The following is a 19,025-nucleotide window of genomic DNA, read 5'->3' on the forward strand; positions in this document are numbered from 1 at the left end:
ACCGGCCGCCCGAAGGGTCCGCACACCGGCCGCACCGCACCGAGGCCGCCGCACACCGTCAGAAGGAGCCCGCCATGTCCGCCGCCACCGCCCCCCGCGCCCTGCACGCCGTCCTGGGATCCGGTCCCGCCGGAACCGCCCTCGCCCGCGAACTGGTGCGCCGCGGCCACGCCGTACGCCTCGTGGACCGCACCGGCGCCGGGCCGGCCGTCGAGGGGGTCGAGCGCCGTGCCGCCGACGTCAGCACCGCGGACGGCGCGCGCGCCGCCATCGCGGGCGCCGCGGTCGTCCACCACTGCGTCAACGTCGGCTACCACCTCCAGGTCGAGGTGATGCCGCGGATCCAGGAGGCCGTCCTCGGGGCCGCGGCCGAGTCCGGTGCCCGCCTGGTCGTCCTGGACACCCTCTACCCCTACGGCGAGACGGGCGGGGCGGTGATGACCGAGGAGAGCCCCTGGAAGGCGACCAGCCGCAAGGGCCGCATGCGGGCCGACCTGGACGAGGCGTACCTGGCCGCGCACCGCGAGGGCCGGGCCCGGGTCGTCCTCGGCCGCTCCGCCGACTTCATGGGCCCCGGCGTGCTCAACTCCAGCCTCGGCGCCACCGTCTTCCCCGGCGCGCTCACCGCGACCCAGGTCCTGGGCCTGGGCGACATCGGCCTGCCGCACAGCTACACCTACATCGGCGACGTCGCCGCCGGCCTCGCCACCCTGGGCGAGCGGGCCCAGGGCGACGGCCGGGTGTGGCACCTGCCCACCGCGCCGGCGGTCAGCACCCGCGAGATCCACACCATGATCGAGGAGCGGGTGGGCCGGCCGCTCGACGTCACACTCCTCGAAGAGCCGCGCCCCTTCGGCCCGTTCGACGAGACCTTCATGGCCGAGTACGCCGAGATGTTCTACCAGCACCTGGAACCGCAGATCGTGGACTCCTCCGCCTTCGAGCGCACCTTCGACGCCGCCCCCACCCCGCTCGGCGACGCGCTGGACGCCACCCTGGCCTGGTTCAGGACCTGGCTGGACAACCGCTGACGGCCCCGCCCCGCCGGGCACCGCGCCCTCGGGGCCGGGTGCATGAGGCGGGGGAGCGGGGGAACGTCGCGAGATGCGCGCATGCCCTCCATCCCGTGGAAATAACCCATATTTTGTGTGCTTGTAGGGGCAAAGTAAGGGCATCCGGTGGCCAGGAGGTCGATAACGATGGTTCCACTTCTTCTGGTTCTCCTTCTGGCCCTGATCCTCTTCGGCGCGGGCTTCGCCCTGAAGGCGCTGTGGTGGATCGCGGTGATCGTGCTGGTCCTGTGGCTGCTCGGCTTCCTCGTCCGGCCCGCGGGCAGCGGCGGACGCCGGGGCCGCTGGTACCGCTGGTAGCCACCGGCACCCCCGGCGCACACCACGAGGGAACAAGGAGCGGGGCCCGGCCGGGACGCGGCCGGGCCCCCACGCATGCCCGAAAGACACCCCGTTCGAGGGGAGGGGCGGGAGGGATCCGGGCGTATCGGGCGCACCGGAGGGTAGCCGAGGTACGCACCGGTCCCGCGGGGCCAGCAGTGGAACCTGCCTCCTACACCTCGCCGGGCCGGTGCGCCCCTTCCCCGCGGGCGCGCAGCCACCTCACCTGCGGAACCCGCCCGCCGGCACCGGGCATCCCCGTTCCGCGGTCGTACGGTTCCTCCCCCGACCGGCGGAGGCACATCGTTCGAGTGGCCGACGCCGCCCCTGACCGGGGCCCCTAGGTTCGAACCACTCGCCGCGATCAACCGGGACCGCGGAGTCGACATCACGTCACCGACCATGGGGGAACGCAGTGAAACGCACAACGACCGACCTGCTCGCGGTCGCCGGCATCGCCGCGGCGACCCAGATCGCCCTGGGGGCCACGCCCGCGTCCGCGTCCGGCGCCGCCTACCAGATCAAGAACGTGGCCACCGGCAAGTGCATGCGCGGGGTGCGCTCCAGCAGCACGTACGTCGTCACGATGGCCAAGTGCAACCGGAACGACGCCAACCAGTGGTGGGGCGTCGTCCAGGGCCAGGTGCACGAGGTCTACGGCGGCCTCCACGACACGGACATCTGCCTGGCCGTCCCCAAGAGCCCGAGCGGCGACTTCCCCAAGGACGTCGACACCACGAGCTGCAACAACTACAAGAACTACTACCTGGGGATGAGCACGATCCCCAAGGCGAACAAGCCCACGACCCTCGGCACCGTCAGCGGATACATCGGGCACTACTCGTCGAGCGACACCTACCCCAGCTGCTACCAGATCGACGGCAACCACACCAAGTGGCTCTGGGTGCCCTGACCGCACCCCGCGGGCGACCCGAGGTCCTGTGCCGCCCCGCGGGGGGCCGGCACAGGACCTCGGGTCGCCCGGTGTCAGCCCCCGGCCCCTTCACCCCGCCGGCCGCGCCGTCCACGGATGCCCGGGGTGCACACGCTCCAGCCACTCACCCAGGCGCCCCCGCCGCGCCGGGCCCAGCAGCGGCAGCACGGCGTCGAAGTCCGCCTGGTCCCTGGGCCGTACCGCCTTCGCCTTGAACAGCAGCACCAACTCCGGTATCAGGTAGGGGATCTGGTCCGCCGTCCGCTCGATGACCGCGTCGTAGGGCAGCCGCAGTCCCGCGTCCCGCCGGCAGATCCACGTTCCGCCCTCGTGCGGCTCGCGGAAGACGTCGAACAGATACCCCCCGCCGGCCGGATCCCGCAGCCACGTCTGGTGCGTCGCCGCCAGCGCCTCGGCTCCCGCCCCCGCCCAGACGCGCCCCGAACCCACCGCGTCGAACACGCCCTCGGGAAAACGCTCTTGGATCTGCGGGAACCCGGCCGCGGGCACCGCGATCTCCAGGTCCCCGTGCGGCCGAGGCCGCCCTCCCCGGAACAGGTCCAGCGCCCACCCGGCCGCGACGCACCACGGCACACCGACCCCCTCCAGCCGGTCCGCGACCTGCCACGGCCGCCAGGCCCCCGCCCACCGGGCCTCCAGCCCGTCCTCGTCCAGCACGACGCCGCCGGGCGGCAAAGACTCCGTCACCGACACCACCTACGTCCCCCCCCGGGGCCCCGGACACGCGGCCGGCCCCGGCCCCGCGGCCGCGCCGCCGGGACCGCCTCGCGGCGAAGAGGGGCACCGGCATCCTCGCCGCCCTGAAACGAGGGACGGCGCCTCCCGTCCGCCGTGCCGTCGGGGGCCGCGGGCGCCGGGAGGAGTCCCGGTCCCGGTGGCCGTGCCCCCGGTACGACCGGCGCGGCCGGCCGCCGACTCCCCGCGCGCACACGGGCGTTCGGGCGGACTCCCGTTCAGCGCCCGCCCGCGCCGCCGCCGTGCAGGTGCTCGGCCATCTCCTCGGAGCTCGGGGCCCAGGGCAGGACGCGGGAGGGTTCGGGACGCAGCCCGTCGAGGAAGACGCCGAGGTGACGCGCGGTCAGCGCGGCGGCCTGCTCGGGCGGAAGATAAGGCAGCGGGCGGCACACCAGCGCGGCGGTGGTGATCAGGTCCACGGCCGTGACGTCCGCCCGGATCAGCCCGCGCCGGCGCCCCTCGGCCAGGATCTCCTCCAGGACGGCGGCGATGTCGCGCTGCATCTCGCGCGCCTGCGGGTCGTCGGTCTGCGGCCCGCCGATCAGGGGCAGCACCAGCACATCGCGGCTGGCGGCCACCCCCTGCAGGAACGCCTCGACGGCCGCGTACGGATCCGCCTGCGACGCGGCCGCCGAGCGGGCCGCGTCCAGCACGATGGCGAACCCCTCGGTGACGACCGCCGCGATCAGCGCCTCACGGCGCGGGAAGCGCCGGTAGAGGGTGGCGATGTTCACGCCCGCACGACGGGCGATCTCCTCCAGCGGCACGGCCGTACCCGCCTCCAGGAAGGCACCGCGGGCGGCGCTGAGAATCTGGGCGCGATTGCGCGCCGCGTCCATCCGCAGCCGCGGCGCTGCGCCCCCCTTGGCCCCTTCGGCGGTCACCGGCTCACCTCTGTTCTCGTCCTGGCCTGCCAGCCGAGACTACGACACAACCCCGTAAGCGAAGGATTCCCTGCGCTTAGTGTTAGTGTCGGTACGCCGCCCCGCACCGCGATACGCGACGCGACGGCCGCCCGCACGCCCTGCGCGCCCCCATCACCGGGCGGATACCGGCGCCCGGCCCGGGCCCGCCGGCCGACCCACCTGATGCACCAGTGGAAGGAACCCGTCCCATGACCGCAGTGCACTGTTCACGCTTCACCGGGAAAGTCGCCGTCGTCACCGGCGGCAGCCGGGGCATCGGCGCCGCCGTCGCCACCCGCCTGGCCGCGGAAGGCGCCGCCGTCGTCATCGGCTACCGCGGCAACGAACAGGCGGCACAGGACCTCGCCGCCACCCTCGGCGCCGACGGCGGCCACGCGCTCGCGCTGCGCGCCGACGTCGCCGAACCCGACCAGACCAGGGCCCTGTTCGAGCAGACGACGGACCGCTTCGGCCGGATCGACGTCCTGGCCTCCTGCGCGGGCGTCGAGCACTTCGACGCGCTGGAGCACATCACCCCCGCCGACTTCGACCGCGTCTTCGCCGTCAACACCCGCGGCCAGCTCTTCGCCGCCCAGCAGGCGGCCGCCCGCATGGGCGCCGGCGGCAGGATCGTGCTCACCTCCTCCGTCAGCGCCTCCCGGGCCGTCTTCGGCCACACCCTGTACGCGGCGTCCAAGGCGGCCGTGGAGTCGATGGTCCTGAACCTGTCGGCGGAACTCGGCACACGCGGCCTCACCATCAACGCCATCGCCCCCGGCGGCACCGCCACCGACATGGCCGCCGAACACGGCGCCGACTACCAGCACCCCAAACTCCGCGGCACCATGCCCCTGCCCCAGTGGCTCGAGGTCCACGGCGCGCTCGGCCGCCTCGCCAGCCCCCAGGAGGTCGCCGCCGGCTACGCCTTCCTCGCCTCCGACGACGCCGCCTACCTCACCGGCCGCACCCTCCCCCTCGACGGCGGCTTCTTCTGACCGCCCCCGAGCCCCCGGCACCCGCCGCGAAGTCCCCGCCCCGCAGCCGACAGCCCCCACTCCTCACGGCCCCGCAGCCCTGACCCCGCAGCCCTGTGCCGTCGGGCCGCACAGCCCGGTGGCCCGTTGCCCGCAAGCCCGCACCCCCGCAGCCGACGAGAAGAAGCCATGCCCTCCCCGAACACCCCCAACCCGCCGATGGCCCCGAACACACCGGACTCCCCGGCACCCGCCGGGCCCGCCCGGCCCCGCCACCGCGCCGACCACACCCCCCACATCGACCGGCACCCCCCTCACCCGTACTCCTCCCATCCGCACCTGGACGACACCGAGCACGGCATCCCGGCCGCGGTCCCGGCGGTCGCGGAAGTCCCGGTCCGCAAGGCGATCACCGTCCCGGTCATCACCTCCCTGCTCGTCGGCGCCGCCTTCGTCGCCGTCTTCCTCGCGGCCTTCCACGCCCCCACCTCGCACCGCCTGCCGCTGGGCATAGCCGCCCCCGACACCACCGCGTCCCGCGTCGAACTGGCGGTCAACGACCTCGACGGCCAGGCCGTCAGCTTCCACCGCTACCCGCGCCCCGCGGCCGCCCGCGCCGCGATCGAACGCGACGAGGTGGGCGCCGCCCTGGTCACCGACGCGCACCGGCACCTGAAACTGCTGGTGGCCGGCGCCCAGGGCCCCTCCGCCACCGGCGCCGTCCAGGCCACCCTCACCGCCGCGCTCGGCCACCCGGTCCCCGTCAGCGACGTGGTGCCGCTGGCCCCGCAGGACTCCCGCGGACTGTCGATCTTCTACGCGTGCTTCGGGGTCGTCCTGGCCGGCTACCTCTTCGCGGTGTCCTCCTACCAGATCGCCCCCCGCATGGCGCCGGCCGCGCGCGTCACCGCCATGGCCGCCTTCTCCGCGGCCTCCGGCCTGGTCGTCGCGGCCATCGCCTGCCTCGCCCTCGGCGCGATCCCGGCCGCCTTCACCACCACCGCGGCCGTCGCCGCGCTGCTGTCCCTCGCGATGGCCGCCTCCGCGGGCCTGATCATGCGCGCGTGCGGGCCCGCCGGCATCCCGCTGGCCTCCATCGCCCTGCTCATCCTCGGCAACGCCTCCAGCGGAGGGATCCTGCCCCCGCAGTACCTGCCCGCATGGCTGTCCCCCCTCGCCTACGTCCTGCCGCCGGGCATCGCCGTCCACGCCCTGCGCGAGGCGTCGTACTTCCACAGCGCCCACCTCGCCACCGGCCTCACCCTCCTCGCCGGCTGGAGCGCCGCCTGCCTCACCGCCCAGTACACCCTCGACCGCACGGCCCGCCACCGCTCCCGGCCGCAGCAGGCGGCACCGGCGACCTGAGCGCCGCGGGCCCTCCCCGGACGGCCGCCGCCCGTCCTCGCGGACGCCGGGCCGGCCCCTCACCCGCTCGTGTGACCTGGAGCGCCCCTTCGCCGGCGAGCTGAGTGTCAGCCCGGCCCCGTACCGCGAGGGAGCCCTCGCCCAGTACTGGCCCCGGTGAACCGGCGGCGTCCCGGCCGGGTGCCGGGGTCTGCACGGCCGGCGGTGCAGGCCCCGGCGGGTGGTGCTGCCGGGGTCTGCACCGCGGCGGACCGGACGCAGGCGATGGCGGCCTCTCGCGCCGCTCTTCACCGGCCGGCCGCTGCGCGCCGGTCGGTCAACCACTCATGAACTGCCACTTGCTGGCGACCCGGTCGTTCTTCTCACACCATGCCGTGGAGCCCCGTCGGTCCCCCAGCCAGCGCCACTGTCCCTGGTGTTCGCCGCCTCGCCGGCAGGTGATGGTCGCGCGGTAGCTCGCCGGCCCCCGCCCGTCGCACCAGCCGGAGAACCGGGTGGTGTTCTTCTCCCACACCTTGCACCTGGGTGTCGCCGGAGCCGTCGTCTGCGCGTGAGCGGCAGGTGCCACAGCTGCCGCGCCTGCCCCGATCAGCACGGCAGTCATCGCGAACGGAATCATACGACTGCGTAGTTGCACGGAAATTTCCCCTTCTTGCCTGGCCCTCGGGCGTGATGCCCGGGGTCGGCACGAGCGTGCCGGACGAAAGCGCACGCCTCCACACACGGCGAGCACTCCGGGACGTCCCGGGACGTCCCAGGCTGTGACCTGCACACAAGCAGCCGGAAGACGTGTTCTTGGGAACCCGTGCCGGTGAGATGCGCGGGCACTTCGAGTCCTCCGCCGGCGTGACCGGAATCGAGCGCACGAAAGGGGGAGGGAAAGACGAACCCGCCACGTGGGCGGCGCACCGAGGAGAGACTGGAGAAGGGCTCCGGCCGTGCGGGCGTTGCGCTGCCCGTGAAGGAGCCGGGACCGGCGAGGAGGCGTGGTGAGGTGGAAGGCACTGCCTCAGTCGCTTGATCCGCGCACCCGGCAACTCGTGGTGGAGATGCGGCGGCTGAAGGACCACAGCGGGCTGAGCCTGACATCGCTCCAGGCGAAAACACCTTTCAGCAGGGCCTCCTGGGAGCGGTATCTCAACGGCAAGACACTGCCCCCTCACGACGCCGTCGAGGCACTGGCCAGGACGGCCGGCGCCGATGCCACGCCGCTGCTGGCCCTGCGGGATGCTGCCGGGGAAACCCGGACCGCCGCTGCGGTACCGCCCGCACAGGAGCCGAGGATCCGGGTGGCGGCACTGGCCGTCGCCGCGTGCGCGTTGCTGCTGTCCGCGATCACCTCACTCCTGCTGATCGCCGATCCCTGGCGCGGGCAGGGCCCTGCGAGTGGTGGGGCAGGTGTCGGGAAGTACACGTGCACCTACGCCCGGCACGGCGACCGGCTCTACGCCGGGAACAGCACCACCACCTCCCGCCTGGTCATGCGCAACACCACCGGCCCCGAAGCCGCGGAAGTGCAGTGCCTGCTCGTGCGCCACAAGCTGTCACCCGGTGACGTGGACGGGTACTTCGGCGGACGCACCGAGGCGGAGGTCAAACGGCTGCAGCGGCTGGACCGTGTGCCTGCCGACGGGATCGTCGGCGAGCAGACCTGGGCGTTACTGCGCCACGTGGGATAGACGGTGACCGGGAAAGGGGAACCGGAGGCGATGGCGTACTTTGCAGATGACCGGCGAGGGCTGCCCCTGGATCTGCCCGCCGCCTGCTCACGTCTGGTCACCGGCCTGCGCACCGTGAAGGACCACAGCGGCTTCACCCTGACCGAACTGGCGCACGCGACAGCTATCAGCAAGTCGTCGTGGGAGCGCTACCTCAACGGCAAGCAGTTCCCGCCCCGGCACGCCGTCCGGGCCCTGTGCCGGGCAGCACGACAGAGCGAGGAGGAACTGCTGGCGCAGTGGGTGCTGGCGGACGCGGCCTGGAGCAGGCGAGGGCACACGACGCCCTGCGGCACCGACCGGACGGCCTTGCCCCCTTCCGGCGCCGCCGTACTCGACAGTCCGCCTGCGCCACCACGCGTCGGCCGCGCACGCACCGTGCTGCTCGCCGCATCCGCGTTCATCGACAGGCGCCCGGTGAGCGCAGCGGCCGCCGTGTTCCTGCTGTGCGCGGCGATGGTGACGCCCGCCGCCGTCCTGTACGCGTCCCGTACCACCACCGCCCCCGCGGCAACCCGGGCGCCCATCTGCCGGCTGGGCTCCTGCGAAGGCCGCAACCCGCGAACGACGGCATGCGAGGACCCCGTCACCACCGCTTCCCACACGGCAGCCGACGGCACCCGCCTCGAGATCAGGCTTAGCCCGGGCTGCCAGGCCGGATGGATCCGCGCCTGGCCCGCCCACCCCGGCTTCCGCATCGTGCTCACCGGCCCCGGCGCACACCTCCAGAGCGCCGCCGGGGCAGCGCGGCCGGCCGGGAGCGAGGTCACGACGACGACCATGATCGCCGCCCCCCACCCCTCCGATCTGCAGGCGTGCTACTACCCGTCCCCCGACCATCCGGGAAGGGAGTGCTTCGGCAGCACCGGCTGACCGTTGGGAGAACGCCCTTCACGACCGCTTCCTCGAACGCGGTCGGGGCCCGGTGCCAGGGGCCCGGGGCTGTACGTCGTTGCCGGTGGGGAGTGACCGAAGAACGGCCGGGTACGTTGCCCTGCTATGGACGACTACGTGCACCCGGACCGGGACGAGAGCGGCTTCGCCCCCGTGGAGCAGACAGGCGAGCGTCTCGCACGGCTCAGCCTGGAGGAGGCTCACGACCTGCTGCGGCTTGTCCTGGTGGTCGCGGCCGAGGGCCCCAGCATGTCCGCGGAGGCGAACCGGCTGGCCAAAGAGATCGCCGCACGCGTACCCGCGCAGAACTGAGACCTGACATCCCAGCGCCCGCGTCGCCCGGCCCGAGGAGGGCTCAGCGGGGTCCGCATGCGGGCTGGAGCAAGGAATCGGCGGGGGAGCGGAGACCGAATACCGGACCGCCCGGGGTGGGCAGCGGCGGGCGACATCAAATATGGATTCGGCTCTGTGCGCACTGCTGTGTAGAGTGGGCGTACCGACGCGGGGTGGAGCAGCTCGGTAGCTCGCTGGGCTCATAACCCAGAGGTCGCAGGTTCAAATCCTGTCCCCGCTACGAAACCGAAGGGCCCGGCGCCATCCGCCGGGCCCTTCGGCATGCCCGGGCCCCGCGCCCGGCCGGTGTGTCCCTCGCTCCGGCGGCCTGGACGAGGCGGGGACGCGCCGTTTCGACCGGCCTGCCACCCGGCCCGGCGGATGCCGGGCCAGGTGGCCGCGGGGGAGCCGCCGACCGGGCTCGCGGCCGCCGGCCGTCCTTCGCGCCACCTCGCCGGCCGCGGCAGGGGTGCTGACGCCCGTGCCGTAGCCGCGGCTGCCTCGGACGACGGATACCGACGGATACCGAGGCGCGGCGGCCCGGACCCGGCGGCGGGTGAACTGCACGCCGTGACCGGCAAGTTGGCGAGATCAGGCGGCCCGGGCCAGCCGCTCGACCCGGTGGTGCAACCGCTCGACGTGGTGTTCGGACTCCGGCTTCATCAGCACGCTGCGCAGGATGCGGGCCCCGTCGGCGTCCGCGGTGATCTTGGGGTGGCGGGCGGTGAACGCCTCGTGGCCGGCCCTGAGGGTGCTGAGGAAGACGGGGTCGGGGCCGGTCATGCCGCCGGTCAGGATGCGCGCGGACGCGGCGTCGACGCCGGTGAGGGTGGCGGGGTCGGCGGTGGGGAAGTAGGTGACGATGTCCAGCTGGGGCCGCTGGTAGAGATCGAGGACGTCGGACGCCTCGATCAGGTCCGCCCACTTCAGCGCCGCCCGCCGGCCGGCCGCCAGGACCTTGCCGAGGCCGTCGGGGGTGGGCGCGAGGAGCTGGAAGGTGAGCCACAGGGCGGCCGCGGAGGCACCGGCGCGGGAGCACTCCAGGCTGATCTCGCCGAGGTGGAGTTCGGCGGAGGTGAAGTAGGTGTAGGGCGAGTCGTGAAGGTAGAAGCGGCCCACCTCCGGGTCGCGGAAGAGGACGGCTCCGCAGCCGTAGGGCTGCAGGCCGTGCTTGTGCGGGTCGACCACGACCGAGTCCGCCCGCGCGATGGCCCGCCAGGGCTCGGCGGGCAGGCCCTCGGGGCCGTCGGCGCCGGCGAGGAGGGTGAAGAAGCCGCCGTAGGCGGCGTCGACGTGGACGCGGACGCCGTGGCGTTCGGCGAGGGGCAGCACGTCGTGGACCGGGTCGACGGCGCCCAGTGCGGTGGTGCCGGTGGTCAGGACGACGGTGCCCACCTGCCCGGTGCCGAGGACCTCCTCCAGCGCGTCGAGGTCCATGCGGCCCCGGTCGTCGGTGCGCACGGGGTGACTGGTCATGCCCAGGACCTGGCACATGCGGCCGTGGGTGTAGTGGGCGTCGGCGCTGTGGGCGACGCCCCGGCCGGGGTGCAGTTCGCGGGCGACGAAGAGGGCTTCGAGGTTGGCGATCGTGCCGCTGGTGGTGAGGTGGCCGAGGTGGGTGTCGTCGTAGCCGAACATGGCGGCGAGCCGGGCGACGGCCTCGCGTTCCATCGCGGCGGTGGCGGGACCGCCGTCCAGGGCGTGGTTGTTGGGGTTGATCAGCATGGCGGTGAGGTAGCCGACCACCGCGGCGGGATGCGGCGGCTTGAGCATCTGGCCCGCGTAGTGCGGGTGGAAGAAGGGGTAGTTGTCCTTCAGCCGCCCGGTGAACTCCGCGAAGACCGACGCGAAGCGGTCGTCGTCCACCTGCAGGGACGCATGGGGCTCGTAGGGGCCGAAGGAGTCGGCCCAGCCCTGTACCGCCTGGGCGGCCCGGCCGAGCCAGTGCTGCAGATCCACGGGAGTCTCCCTCTCGCTCGCGAGTGCGCACCCACCATAGAATTTCGCTGACTACTCAGCAATTGAGACAGCAGTAGGTGTGCAAGCAGTAGAGTCGGCGGCGATGAACACCACCCCCCGGCACAGCGACGAAGCCGCCGCCCGCGCCGCCAACAGCCGGCTCGTCCGCGATTTCGGGCTCCTGATCAAGTCCGCCACCCGCCTGGAACAGCGCATCGACAGCGCGCTGCGAAAGGAGTGCGGCATCAGCCACACCATGCTGGAGGTCCTGATCCGGCTGTGCCGCCGGCCCGGCGAGGAGGTCTCCCAGCGGCAGCTGGCCGACGACCTCACCCTCACCAGCAGCGGCACCACCCGCCTGATCGACCGCATGGAAGAGGCCGGCCTGGTCCGCCGCCTCCCCTCCCCGGCCGACCGCAGGGTGGCCCTGGTCGAACCGACCACCGAGGGCCGCACGGCCTTCCTGCGCGCCGCCGCCGTCCACGCGCACGTGGTGGAGGAGTACTTCGTCAAACCCCTCGCGGCCGAGGAATACACACGCCTCACCAGCGCCCTGGGCGAGATCGACAAGGCCCTTGGCGAAGGCATCCGGTAAGGCCACCCCCGCCCCTCAAGACCGCGGCCTCCTCGGGCGCGCGACCTGGGCGACCCCGGTGCCTGCACGCCACGCTTGGCGGACCGGCATCCGGGCATACGGGCTTCACCCTGTGAGAGGAGTCCCGCCATGCTCGGCCTGGTGGCAGCAGTACTGTTCTTCATCGCGTTCCTCATCAACGCGGCGGAGATCAGCACCAATCACACGTTCTCGTCGGTCAACGTCATGCTCCTGGGCCTGACCGCACTGGCCCTGCACGTCGCCGGAATCGGCAGCACCTGGTCCCGCAGACGCTGACCAGGCATCAAGCTCCACATCCCGCGAAGCCCTCAACTCCCCCCACGCGGGCGGCAGCACCGGACGGAGCCCTCTCGCCACACGCCGCGAGAGGGCTCCGCGGTGCCTGGCAGCCATCCTCAATCCAAGGACGGCAAGTCGGTGGGCGAGCCGGTTGCTTGGGCCGTGCTCAAGCGGGTAGCGGTCTTCTCCGGCATCCATGGCGTGCTGCCGGCCGGGGCGGTCCCCGCAAAACCCGATGCCCCGCAGCGGACCTGATCGTCCTCACCGGTGACATGCCTGCGGCCCGCAGCCCGCCGCGGTTGTGCACCCGCCGGCCTCGGCGGCCGGGTGGCCTGGATCCGGGGCCGCGCCCGGCCGCGCCCCCATGGCCTTCACCCGCCTCGCGGCCGGCCGCCCCGTCGTGAGGCGCGATACGCACGCAGGACCAGGCATTCGGGACCTTCGGGCGGACGGCCGGGCCTCGAGGGCATGAGCCGTAAAACCACGCTCCGCCGGAGGTGTGGGGAGGGCTTCCGGTGCCCCGTGGGCGTGATGCCCGCCATGCGAGCGGGATCACATCCTAGGGAGGGTCGTAGGAACGGAAGCCCCTGAAAAGGGCCGAACAAGCTTGATTGCCTTATTTCGGGCATTTCTCCGTAGGTGGGTAGTAGGTCACATCGTTGCGGCGGGTGTCGGCGGCCGCTAATCATGGCTGTCGTCGCCGCGGGCCGGTCATCGGGTCGCGGCGGATCCCTGGAGGGTCTGCCCGTGGATTGCGGGTGCCCCACGCCGCCGTGATGGTTCGCGGCCGGCACTGACGTGTGTCCCCTACGGAAGGTTGTTCTCGCATGGCCATGACCACCCGCACCCGCATCGCCCGTATCGCCCTGACCGGTCTCGCCACCACGGGCGCGGCAGCCGCCGCGATCACGATGATGCCGGCGAGCGCGCAGGCGGCCGAAGCGACGCAGGTGCACGCCTCTTCCGTGGTCAGGGCCTCGAACGACACCCACGCCTCCGCCGCCAAGGGCGCCTACGCCAACAACCTGGACGGCTGGATCAAGCAGTCGCTGAGCATCATGAAGGCCAAGGGCATCCCGGGCAGCTACGCGGGCCTCAAGCGCAACATCATGCGCGAGTCCGGCGGCAACCCCGACGCGCAGAACAACTGGGACGTCAACGCCAAGAAGGGCATCCCCTCCAAGGGCCTGCTCCAGGTGATCGACCCCACCTTCAACGCCTTCCACGTGGCCGGCACCGCCCACAGCATCAAGGACCCGGTCGCCAACATCACCGCGGCCGCCAACTACGCCGCCCACCGCTACGGCTCCATCGACAACGTCAACTCCGCCTACTGACCCAGTCCTTCAGGACAGGCACCGACCACGGTGGTCGGCCCGCACAACCGCGGAGCCGTCCACCGCGCGCCCAGCACGGCGGAGTTCACCCGCGCCGACCGACTTGAGTCTTCAGGGCCGCTCCGGGTGATCTCGTCGTCCCGCTCGTGACGACGCCGGCCCGGCGCGTGCCGGCCGCGCACGATGCGACGACCGACCGTCGCGCCGGCCGCTGCGGACACTGCTTCCGCCACCTGCGCAGCGGCTTGTCCGCTGCGTACCGAAGCCCCGCGCCCCCCTCACCGGCACACCGCACCCGTGCCGCGCCGACACCGCTCCGTGCGCCCCGACGAAGGCCGCCCCGCGCATCTCCCGCCCGCCGGCCACGTACGATCCGCGCACCCGCCTGTGCCCCCGCAGGGCAGCCGGCCGCGCGGGTGGGCGTACTCCCGGCGGGGACACGTGGGCGTCTGTCCGGTGCCCCCTTGAGTCCGGGGCCGCGACGAAGGCCGTCAGGCCCTGGGCAAGGTGCGGGATCCCCCGATCGGCCGCATCCTGTACAAGGCTCCTTCAGGTGCCACAGACCGACCTTCCGGGAGGTGCTGTGATCCTGCTTGCCCTGCTCACGCCCGTGGCGATGATGGTCCTCCTGTTCGGGATGACCGCGTTCGAAGAGCACCTTTTCCCGCAGTCCTCCGTTACGGAGGACGGCATCCCGTAGAGATCTGCCTCGTGACCACGCACGGCCTGCGCCCCGCTCGGAGCGCAGGCCGTGCGTACGGCGCTCTCGACGTCCCGGCCCCCCGCCGCCCCCGGTGGGTACGCCCCCCAACTGCCCGCGCCTTTCGGGAACGCGCGCCGGTCGGCCCGGGGGACGGGTCATGGCGATGCGTGCGGACGCAGCCGGGGCTTCTCTGTCTTGGCCGTGGCGCGGCGCTCGCCTCTGCGGCTGTCCAGTTGCGCCGCGCCGGCTCGGCCCCCGGACCGGGGGTCAGCGGACGTAGCGGTGCATCGTCACGGTCGGCATGAAGTCGGCCGTGGGGTCGGTGCCGCCGCCGGTGCGCGGTGCGCGTGCCGCCTCCCGGTCGAGGACGGCTTTGACCTGCCGGGCGAGTTCGTCGGCCTGACGTGTGATCTGGTCGATCGGCAGGTGGGAGGCCCTGAGGGCGTCCACCTGGCGGTTGATGCCGCTCAGTTCGCTGCGTGCCTGGCGGCTCAGGCTGAACTGCCGGGGTGTGGCCACGACGAACTGGTAGGCGGCGGAGACGGTCTGGCACGCCGGGCAGTGTTCGTTGACGGACCTGCTGATGTTGGTGGCGTTGATCAGGCGTGCGTTGCGGCCGGCCGTGGTGAGGATCTGGTACGAGAGGGCGACGGAACGGCAGGGGTCGTTCACGGAGCATCCCACCGAGACCGCGGTGGCCCGGTTGTTGGCCGACACGGCGACGGAGGGGCCGTACTCGTGGATCACGAAGGATGCGTCGAACTGGTTCACGTGGGTCCTGTCTGCGTGGCTGAGCGCGGCGTCGACGGCGATGGCGACGTCGTGGGAGATGCCGGTACGGCCGGGGGTGGCGCGGGCCGCGGTGGCGACGGCCGTCATGGCCAGGCCGGCCGTGACGGCGGCGCCGAGGCGGACGGCCGTCCTGGTGGCCTTGGACGGGTGCGGCTTGCGATGGTGCATGGTCTTCTCCTGCGAAGGGGGGCGGTGGGGCGTGGTGTCAGAGATGGCTCGGGGCCGATGGCGCGCTCGCCGAGGGTGAGGACGGGGTGGGGGGAGGCTGCGACGGCGAGGGGGACTCGGAAGGGGGTTCGGTGGGGGTCTGACTCGGGGATGCGCTGGGTGCGGGACCGGTGGGCGTGGTGCCGGCCGACGTCGTGGGGCTCGGTGTGCCGGTGCCGGGCGCCGGGGCCGCCGGGGAGGCGGCGGACGGTGTGGCCGCGGGGGTGGGCCGGCCGCTTGCGGTGGGGTGGGGGACCGGCGACGCGGGGCGGCTCTGCCCGGGCGTGGCGCTGGCGAAGCGATGGACGGCCGGGTGTGTCGCGGCGGGGCGTACGGGGGTGGGGGAGGGCGTGGGCGGCGCGGGTTTGCCCGGTTGCAGGACGGGGGTGACCGGGGCCGCCTCCGGAAGCGGCTGGGGGGTCAGGCCCTGCACCCAGGCCGCGGCGAGGACGGCGCAGCCCGCGGTGGCCGCGGCGGCCAGCGTCAGACGCACCACCGGCCTGCCTTCGCTCGCCCTCGCGGCAGCGCGCCACAGGCGGGCCGCCAGCCGGGCGGCGAGGTAGGCGCCTCCCGCCATCGGGCACAGCAGCATGAGCGTGCCGATCACGCCGACCAGCCCGGCCGCCAGGTGCCCGTCGGTGAACGCCGCGAGCGTTCCCAGGCATTGGTCGCGCAGGCCGCGCGCCGCGGTGGCCAGCAGGCGCGGCAGGTTCCACAGGGCGTACGCCGCCTCGGCGAGCAGCAGCGGGACCATGGTCAGGACCCACACCGTCACGACGGTCCGTGCGGAGCGTTTGAGGTCCGCCACCTGCGCGGCGGCCCGGTGGTGCCCGGGCAGCAGGCTCAGCAGGATCGGCTTGACCTTGCCGTACAGGTCGGGCACGCCGGCCAGGTCGCCCAGGATGTAGTAACCGTCCAGCCGCACCGCCGGTACGAGCTGTTCGAGGACTTCGAAGTGCGCGAGGTACACCGCGGCGAGAAGGAAGGACTGGCCGGTGAGCAGGTAGGCCGCGGTGAGGGCCAGCATGAAGATGACGTTGAAGTAGACGCCGCCCAGCCCGGTGCGCAGGCGGCCGGCCTTCCCGATCCGGTACACGTCGGTGACGTCCGTGTACATGGACGGCCAGATGAGGAAGATGCCGCATCCGATCCTCCCCGGCACCGCTCCGCTGTACCGGCAGGCCGACGCGTGCCCGAACTCGTGGAAGAGGAGGGAGGCCACGGTCAGCGCGAAGATGATGAGCATCCACAGCGGCTGTTCGAGGACCTGCAGCACGGGGGTCATGGCTCCGTGGACGGCGAAGAGCCACACGTCCATGACGACGACGCCCGCCAGCGTCGCCACCACCACCAGGGGCCGGTGCAGCCAGGCGAGCGCGGCGGCGATGCGGGCCACGTTCCGCTCATGGAAGATCACTTTGTGGCCGCGCAGGGCCAGCAGCAGATCGGAGCGGGGAGCGAGGACCTCGCCGGGCCGGTCCCCGAAGGGGACGGTGATCCCGAGCGGGGTGAGCTTGTGCTCCACCAGGTAGACGATGTTCTCCGTGGTGACTTCGGCCCCGTAGCGGCCACTGACCCGGTGCGAGATCGCCTCGGCGTCGCGGACGCCGTCGACACTGCTGACGACGAGGTACAGCAGGCGCGACAGCTGGATCACTTGTCCGTCGCCGCGGCGGACGATGTACCGGCGTTCGGTGAAGCCCGACCCCTTGTACTCACCCAGGGTCTGCAGGCCGTGGCTCCGTTGCGGGACGGGCGCGGCGCCCGGGGACGCCGGGGTGCCGGCCGTCATGGCGGGTGCCGGGTGCGCGAGGGGATCGGGCGCGAGCGTGGCGGTGGCCTGCCCGGGGGGATGCCGGGGGTGGGGAGTGCGGGCCTGCAGCGTGGTGAGGCTGCTGTTGTCTTCGGACGCCGGCATGGTGTTCTCCTGGGCGCATCTGACGGTTCGACACATGTGCGCGGTGCGCAGCGGATGCCGGTGGGGATGTCGCATCCCGGCGGCCGCGCCACAGGGCACGGCCGTACGGGGCGGTCCCGGGCCGGAGGCGGACCCGCGGGCGTCCACTGCCGACTGCGCCGGCGGCGACGTCTGCCAACTGTGCTGACAGCGAGGCTTGTTGGCGCACCGTCGACGGAAGGCGGAAGTGTGTCCGCGGGATGAGTCAGGCAGGGCCGGGTCCGCCCGCTCAGCCGGCCCGGCCCTGCCTGGTCCGTGTGCTACTGCTGCACGCTGATGCTCTGCGCGGCCTCGGACTGGGCGACCGCGTACGGCGAGCACTGGTTCACCGCGGCCGACTCGTTGTGCGCGTCCACGTGCGCCACCTTCTTCGTCACGGTGGTCACCTTGGCGAAGTTGAACGAGAACTTGCCGAGCGCCTCACGCCCCGGCAGCAGTTCCGCGGTCTCGGCCTCGAGCTGGTCCGTGTTCATGAAAAGACTCCTTTCATTGCTTCAAGTGGTGTGTGAGCGAAGCGAGTTCCGGGGAGTCGTGTCCCAACATGCCGTTGGGGCCGCTGTCCGGCCTCGTTTCGGCCTGCCGGCGCGTTCCGGCTGACAGTGAGTGAGCAGCAGGTTGTCTGCGCGGTCGCGCCGGCAGGATTCGATGGACGGCAAGAAATGCCTTCCTCCACAGCCGGGTCATGCGGAAACCCGGGCTGCGGAGTCGGGGCACGGCGGAACTGGGGGACAGTCGCCCGCCGTCCAAAGTCTCCGAACAATTCGTCCGGAGGATCCGGACAGTAGCCGAAACCGAAGGAAAAGAGCAAACAATCCAAATGCGACATTCGTTCAAAGTCGCACTGCTGTCCACTCGTCCGGCGTCACCAGGGCCGACTGGGGCGCAGCGGCACTGCGGCGCACATCGGACCGGCGGCCGCGGCGCCGGTCGAATGCGGTGCGGGGGCGTGCGGTTGGCGCCCCGGAGGGCCGGGCTCGGTACCGTGCCGTCGTGGACCGGCGGAGGCGTGAGGCGTACCGGGTGCGTGCGTAGGCAGGCGGCGCGGGCACGCGGATATGCGGCACATCGCGGCGGGAATGGCGCCGTACGCAACAGGCCCCGGGTACGGGCGGTTTCGCCTTGCCGCTTGCCGCTTGCCGCTTGCCCGTGCAGGGCGCTGTGCGGCATCAAGTCCGGGCGTGGGGAACCGCATTCACTGCACATGGGCCGCTCGCCGAGGGCGAACTGCGCCGGGAGGGATCGGTGGCCGCACGGCAAAGGCCGGATGAATCGCGCTCGTCGGCCGCGGCGGAACTCAGCCGGTGGCCAGCCGGTAGACCGTCAACTCGTTTCCATCGACATGAACATGGAAATCCGGCGGGCCTGTGCCGAGCGTGGGAACGGCGTTGTTGACGGTCTTGAGTTCCGCGGCGCTCAGCACGGCGGAAGCAGCCTTGATCATGTCGGCGAACGTCGCCTCCGGCACCTGCTGGAGTGAGTCACCGGAAAGCAGGACCACCGCCTCGCCGGTGCTGCTGCGCACGACGGCGGTCATAGGGGCTCCTTGTACGACAAGCACCTGCTACCCCTCTCCGCGTGGCCCTTTCCGACCCGCTGGATGCCGGCACGGCAGGAGGATATCCCTCGCTCTTCCTGTGACCGTGAGCCGTGGTGCAGGCACGGGATTTCGGGAAGATTCCGCCGAGCTTAGCGGGAGAGTCATTGCCGGGTGGCCGGACCTGGCGGGCGTGCATGTGCTCGAATTCCTGCGGGGCAGGTCCGGTGGTGCCGTCGGTGATCGCGGTGCGCGGCGGCCCGGCCGTGCTCCGGCCGTGCTCCGGCCGGGCCGCCGGCGGAGGTGGGAGCGGATGACGCCCAACGGCCCGGCCCGCCCCGCGGTGCGGGACCGGCCGCTGACGTCCCTGT

Annotated in this window: 18 protein-coding genes and 1 tRNA gene; 12 read left to right on the forward strand and 7 right to left on the reverse strand. The window is 72.7% G+C overall.

What is annotated here, in order from left to right:
- The first annotated feature begins 74 nt into the window (after positions 1–74).
- From ACZ7FF_RS31080 to ACZ7FF_RS31090, 3 genes are all read left to right on the forward strand, one after another.
- Entirely contained in the window at positions 75–1,031 is a 957-nt protein-coding gene (locus tag ACZ7FF_RS31080) for an NAD-dependent epimerase/dehydratase family protein (RefSeq protein ID WP_470816277.1), read from the forward strand.
- Between the two features lie 168 nt (positions 1,032–1,199).
- Positions 1,200–1,370, forward strand: coding sequence for a DUF5670 family protein (locus ACZ7FF_RS31085; protein WP_285563149.1), 171 nt, complete (start codon positions 1,200–1,202; stop codon positions 1,368–1,370).
- 436 nt (positions 1,371–1,806) lie between these two features.
- Positions 1,807–2,304, forward strand: a complete 498-nt coding sequence (locus ACZ7FF_RS31090; protein WP_470816278.1) for an RICIN domain-containing protein — start codon at positions 1,807–1,809, stop codon at positions 2,302–2,304.
- Between the two features lie 90 nt (positions 2,305–2,394).
- Here ACZ7FF_RS31090 and ACZ7FF_RS31095 read toward each other — a convergent pair whose 3' ends face one another.
- Together ACZ7FF_RS31095 and ACZ7FF_RS31100 are read right to left on the reverse strand one after the other, a co-directional pair.
- Entirely contained in the window at positions 2,395–3,033 is a 639-nt protein-coding gene (locus tag ACZ7FF_RS31095; RefSeq protein ID WP_470816280.1) for a nucleotidyltransferase domain-containing protein, read from the reverse strand.
- Between the two features lie 266 nt (positions 3,034–3,299).
- Positions 3,300–3,965, reverse strand: coding sequence for a TetR/AcrR family transcriptional regulator (locus tag ACZ7FF_RS31100; protein ID WP_470816282.1), 666 nt, complete (start codon positions 3,963–3,965; stop codon positions 3,300–3,302).
- A 230-nt stretch (positions 3,966–4,195) separates the two neighbouring features.
- Here ACZ7FF_RS31100 and ACZ7FF_RS31105 point away from each other — a divergent pair, with 230 nt between their 5' ends.
- From ACZ7FF_RS31105 to ACZ7FF_RS31130, 6 genes are all read left to right on the forward strand, one after another.
- Entirely contained in the window at positions 4,196–4,981 is a 786-nt protein-coding gene (locus ACZ7FF_RS31105; RefSeq protein ID WP_470816283.1) for an SDR family NAD(P)-dependent oxidoreductase, read from the forward strand.
- 168 nt (positions 4,982–5,149) lie between these two features.
- Positions 5,150–6,325: an ABC transporter permease gene (locus ACZ7FF_RS31110; RefSeq protein WP_470816285.1), complete on the forward strand. Its 1,176-nt coding sequence runs from the start codon at positions 5,150–5,152 to the stop codon at positions 6,323–6,325.
- A 989-nt stretch (positions 6,326–7,314) separates the two neighbouring features.
- Complete coding sequence (locus tag ACZ7FF_RS31115; protein ID WP_470816286.1) at positions 7,315–8,004, forward strand: peptidoglycan-binding protein; 690 nt, start codon at positions 7,315–7,317, stop codon at positions 8,002–8,004.
- Between the two features lie 30 nt (positions 8,005–8,034).
- On the forward strand, positions 8,035–8,916 hold the full coding sequence (locus tag ACZ7FF_RS31120) for a helix-turn-helix domain-containing protein (protein ID WP_470816288.1): 882 nt from the start codon (positions 8,035–8,037) through the stop codon (positions 8,914–8,916).
- 126 nt (positions 8,917–9,042) lie between these two features.
- Positions 9,043–9,249, forward strand: coding sequence for a DUF6417 family protein (locus tag ACZ7FF_RS31125; protein WP_470816290.1), 207 nt, complete (start codon positions 9,043–9,045; stop codon positions 9,247–9,249).
- A gap of 188 nt (positions 9,250–9,437) precedes the next feature.
- Positions 9,438–9,511: transfer RNA gene (locus ACZ7FF_RS31130), tRNA-Met, on the forward strand.
- Between the two features lie 350 nt (positions 9,512–9,861).
- Here the strand turns inward: ACZ7FF_RS31130 and ACZ7FF_RS31135 are convergent.
- Positions 9,862–11,229 (reverse strand): pyridoxal phosphate-dependent decarboxylase family protein, encoded by a 1,368-nt coding sequence (locus ACZ7FF_RS31135; RefSeq protein WP_470816291.1) that lies wholly within the window; start codon positions 11,227–11,229, stop codon positions 9,862–9,864.
- A 103-nt stretch (positions 11,230–11,332) separates the two neighbouring features.
- Between ACZ7FF_RS31135 and ACZ7FF_RS31140 the strand changes: the two genes are divergently transcribed.
- The 3 genes from ACZ7FF_RS31140 to ACZ7FF_RS31150 all read left to right on the forward strand — a co-directional run bounded on the left by ACZ7FF_RS31140 (position 11,333) and on the right by ACZ7FF_RS31150 (position 13,461).
- A complete protein-coding gene (locus tag ACZ7FF_RS31140) occupies positions 11,333–11,824 on the forward strand; it encodes a MarR family winged helix-turn-helix transcriptional regulator (RefSeq protein WP_470816292.1) in 492 nt (163 codons plus the stop codon).
- Positions 11,825–11,965: 141 nt separating this feature from the next.
- A complete protein-coding gene (locus ACZ7FF_RS31145; protein WP_470816557.1) occupies positions 11,966–12,121 on the forward strand; it encodes a hypothetical protein in 156 nt (51 codons plus the stop codon).
- An 830-nt stretch (positions 12,122–12,951) separates the two neighbouring features.
- Positions 12,952–13,461 carry a transglycosylase SLT domain-containing protein gene (locus ACZ7FF_RS31150; RefSeq protein ID WP_470815753.1) on the forward strand — a complete coding sequence of 170 codons (510 nt, stop codon included), beginning with the start codon at positions 12,952–12,954 and terminating at the stop codon, positions 13,459–13,461.
- Between the two features lie 970 nt (positions 13,462–14,431).
- Here ACZ7FF_RS31150 and ACZ7FF_RS31155 read toward each other — a convergent pair.
- The 4 genes from ACZ7FF_RS31155 to ACZ7FF_RS31170 all read right to left on the reverse strand — a co-directional run bounded on the left by ACZ7FF_RS31155 (position 14,432) and on the right by ACZ7FF_RS31170 (position 18,654).
- On the reverse strand, positions 14,432–15,124 hold the full coding sequence (locus tag ACZ7FF_RS31155; RefSeq protein ID WP_470816293.1) for a hypothetical protein: 693 nt from the start codon (positions 15,122–15,124) through the stop codon (positions 14,432–14,434).
- A 37-nt stretch (positions 15,125–15,161) separates the two neighbouring features.
- Positions 15,162–16,955 carry a zinc metalloprotease gene (locus tag ACZ7FF_RS31160; RefSeq protein ID WP_470816553.1) on the reverse strand — a complete coding sequence of 598 codons (1,794 nt, stop codon included), beginning with the start codon at positions 16,953–16,955 and terminating at the stop codon, positions 15,162–15,164.
- A gap of 425 nt (positions 16,956–17,380) precedes the next feature.
- The gene (locus ACZ7FF_RS31165) at positions 17,381–17,593 is read right to left on the reverse strand and encodes a hypothetical protein (protein WP_470816295.1); all 213 of its coding nucleotides are present in this window, start codon (positions 17,591–17,593) and stop codon (positions 17,381–17,383) included.
- A gap of 821 nt (positions 17,594–18,414) precedes the next feature.
- The gene (locus ACZ7FF_RS31170; RefSeq protein ID WP_470816297.1) at positions 18,415–18,654 is read right to left on the reverse strand and encodes a hypothetical protein; all 240 of its coding nucleotides are present in this window, start codon (positions 18,652–18,654) and stop codon (positions 18,415–18,417) included.
- Positions 18,655–19,025: the final 371 nt, after the last annotated feature.

It is taken from the genome of Streptomyces sp. NPDC037126 (genome assembly GCF_055605965.1).

Bases quoted from the DNA above. Each gene is read 5' to 3' on its own strand.
- ACZ7FF_RS31155 (WP_470816293.1), bottom strand. From the start codon at position 15,124: ATGCACCATCGCAAGCCGCACCCGTCCAAGGCCACCAGGACGGCCGTC.
- ACZ7FF_RS31105 (WP_470816283.1), top strand. From the start codon at position 4,196: ATGACCGCAGTGCACTGTTCACGCTTCACCGGGAAAGTCGCCGTCGTC.
- ACZ7FF_RS31160 (WP_470816553.1), bottom strand. From the start codon at position 16,955: ATGACGGCCGGCACCCCGGCGTCCCCGGGCGCCGCGCCCGTCCCGCAA.
- ACZ7FF_RS31140 (WP_470816292.1), top strand. From the start codon at position 11,333: ATGAACACCACCCCCCGGCACAGCGACGAAGCCGCCGCCCGCGCCGCC.
- ACZ7FF_RS31170 (WP_470816297.1), bottom strand. From the start codon at position 18,654: ATGACCGCCGTCGTGCGCAGCAGCACCGGCGAGGCGGTGGTCCTGCTT.
- ACZ7FF_RS31085 (WP_285563149.1), top strand. From the start codon at position 1,200: ATGGTTCCACTTCTTCTGGTTCTCCTTCTGGCCCTGATCCTCTTCGGC.
- ACZ7FF_RS31125 (WP_470816290.1), top strand. From the start codon at position 9,043: ATGGACGACTACGTGCACCCGGACCGGGACGAGAGCGGCTTCGCCCCC.
- ACZ7FF_RS31110 (WP_470816285.1), top strand. From the start codon at position 5,150: ATGCCCTCCCCGAACACCCCCAACCCGCCGATGGCCCCGAACACACCG.
- ACZ7FF_RS31150 (WP_470815753.1), top strand. From the start codon at position 12,952: ATGGCCATGACCACCCGCACCCGCATCGCCCGTATCGCCCTGACCGGT.
- ACZ7FF_RS31120 (WP_470816288.1), top strand. From the start codon at position 8,035: ATGGCGTACTTTGCAGATGACCGGCGAGGGCTGCCCCTGGATCTGCCC.
- ACZ7FF_RS31080 (WP_470816277.1), top strand. From the start codon at position 75: ATGTCCGCCGCCACCGCCCCCCGCGCCCTGCACGCCGTCCTGGGATCC.
- ACZ7FF_RS31165 (WP_470816295.1), bottom strand. From the start codon at position 17,593: ATGAACACGGACCAGCTCGAGGCCGAGACCGCGGAACTGCTGCCGGGG.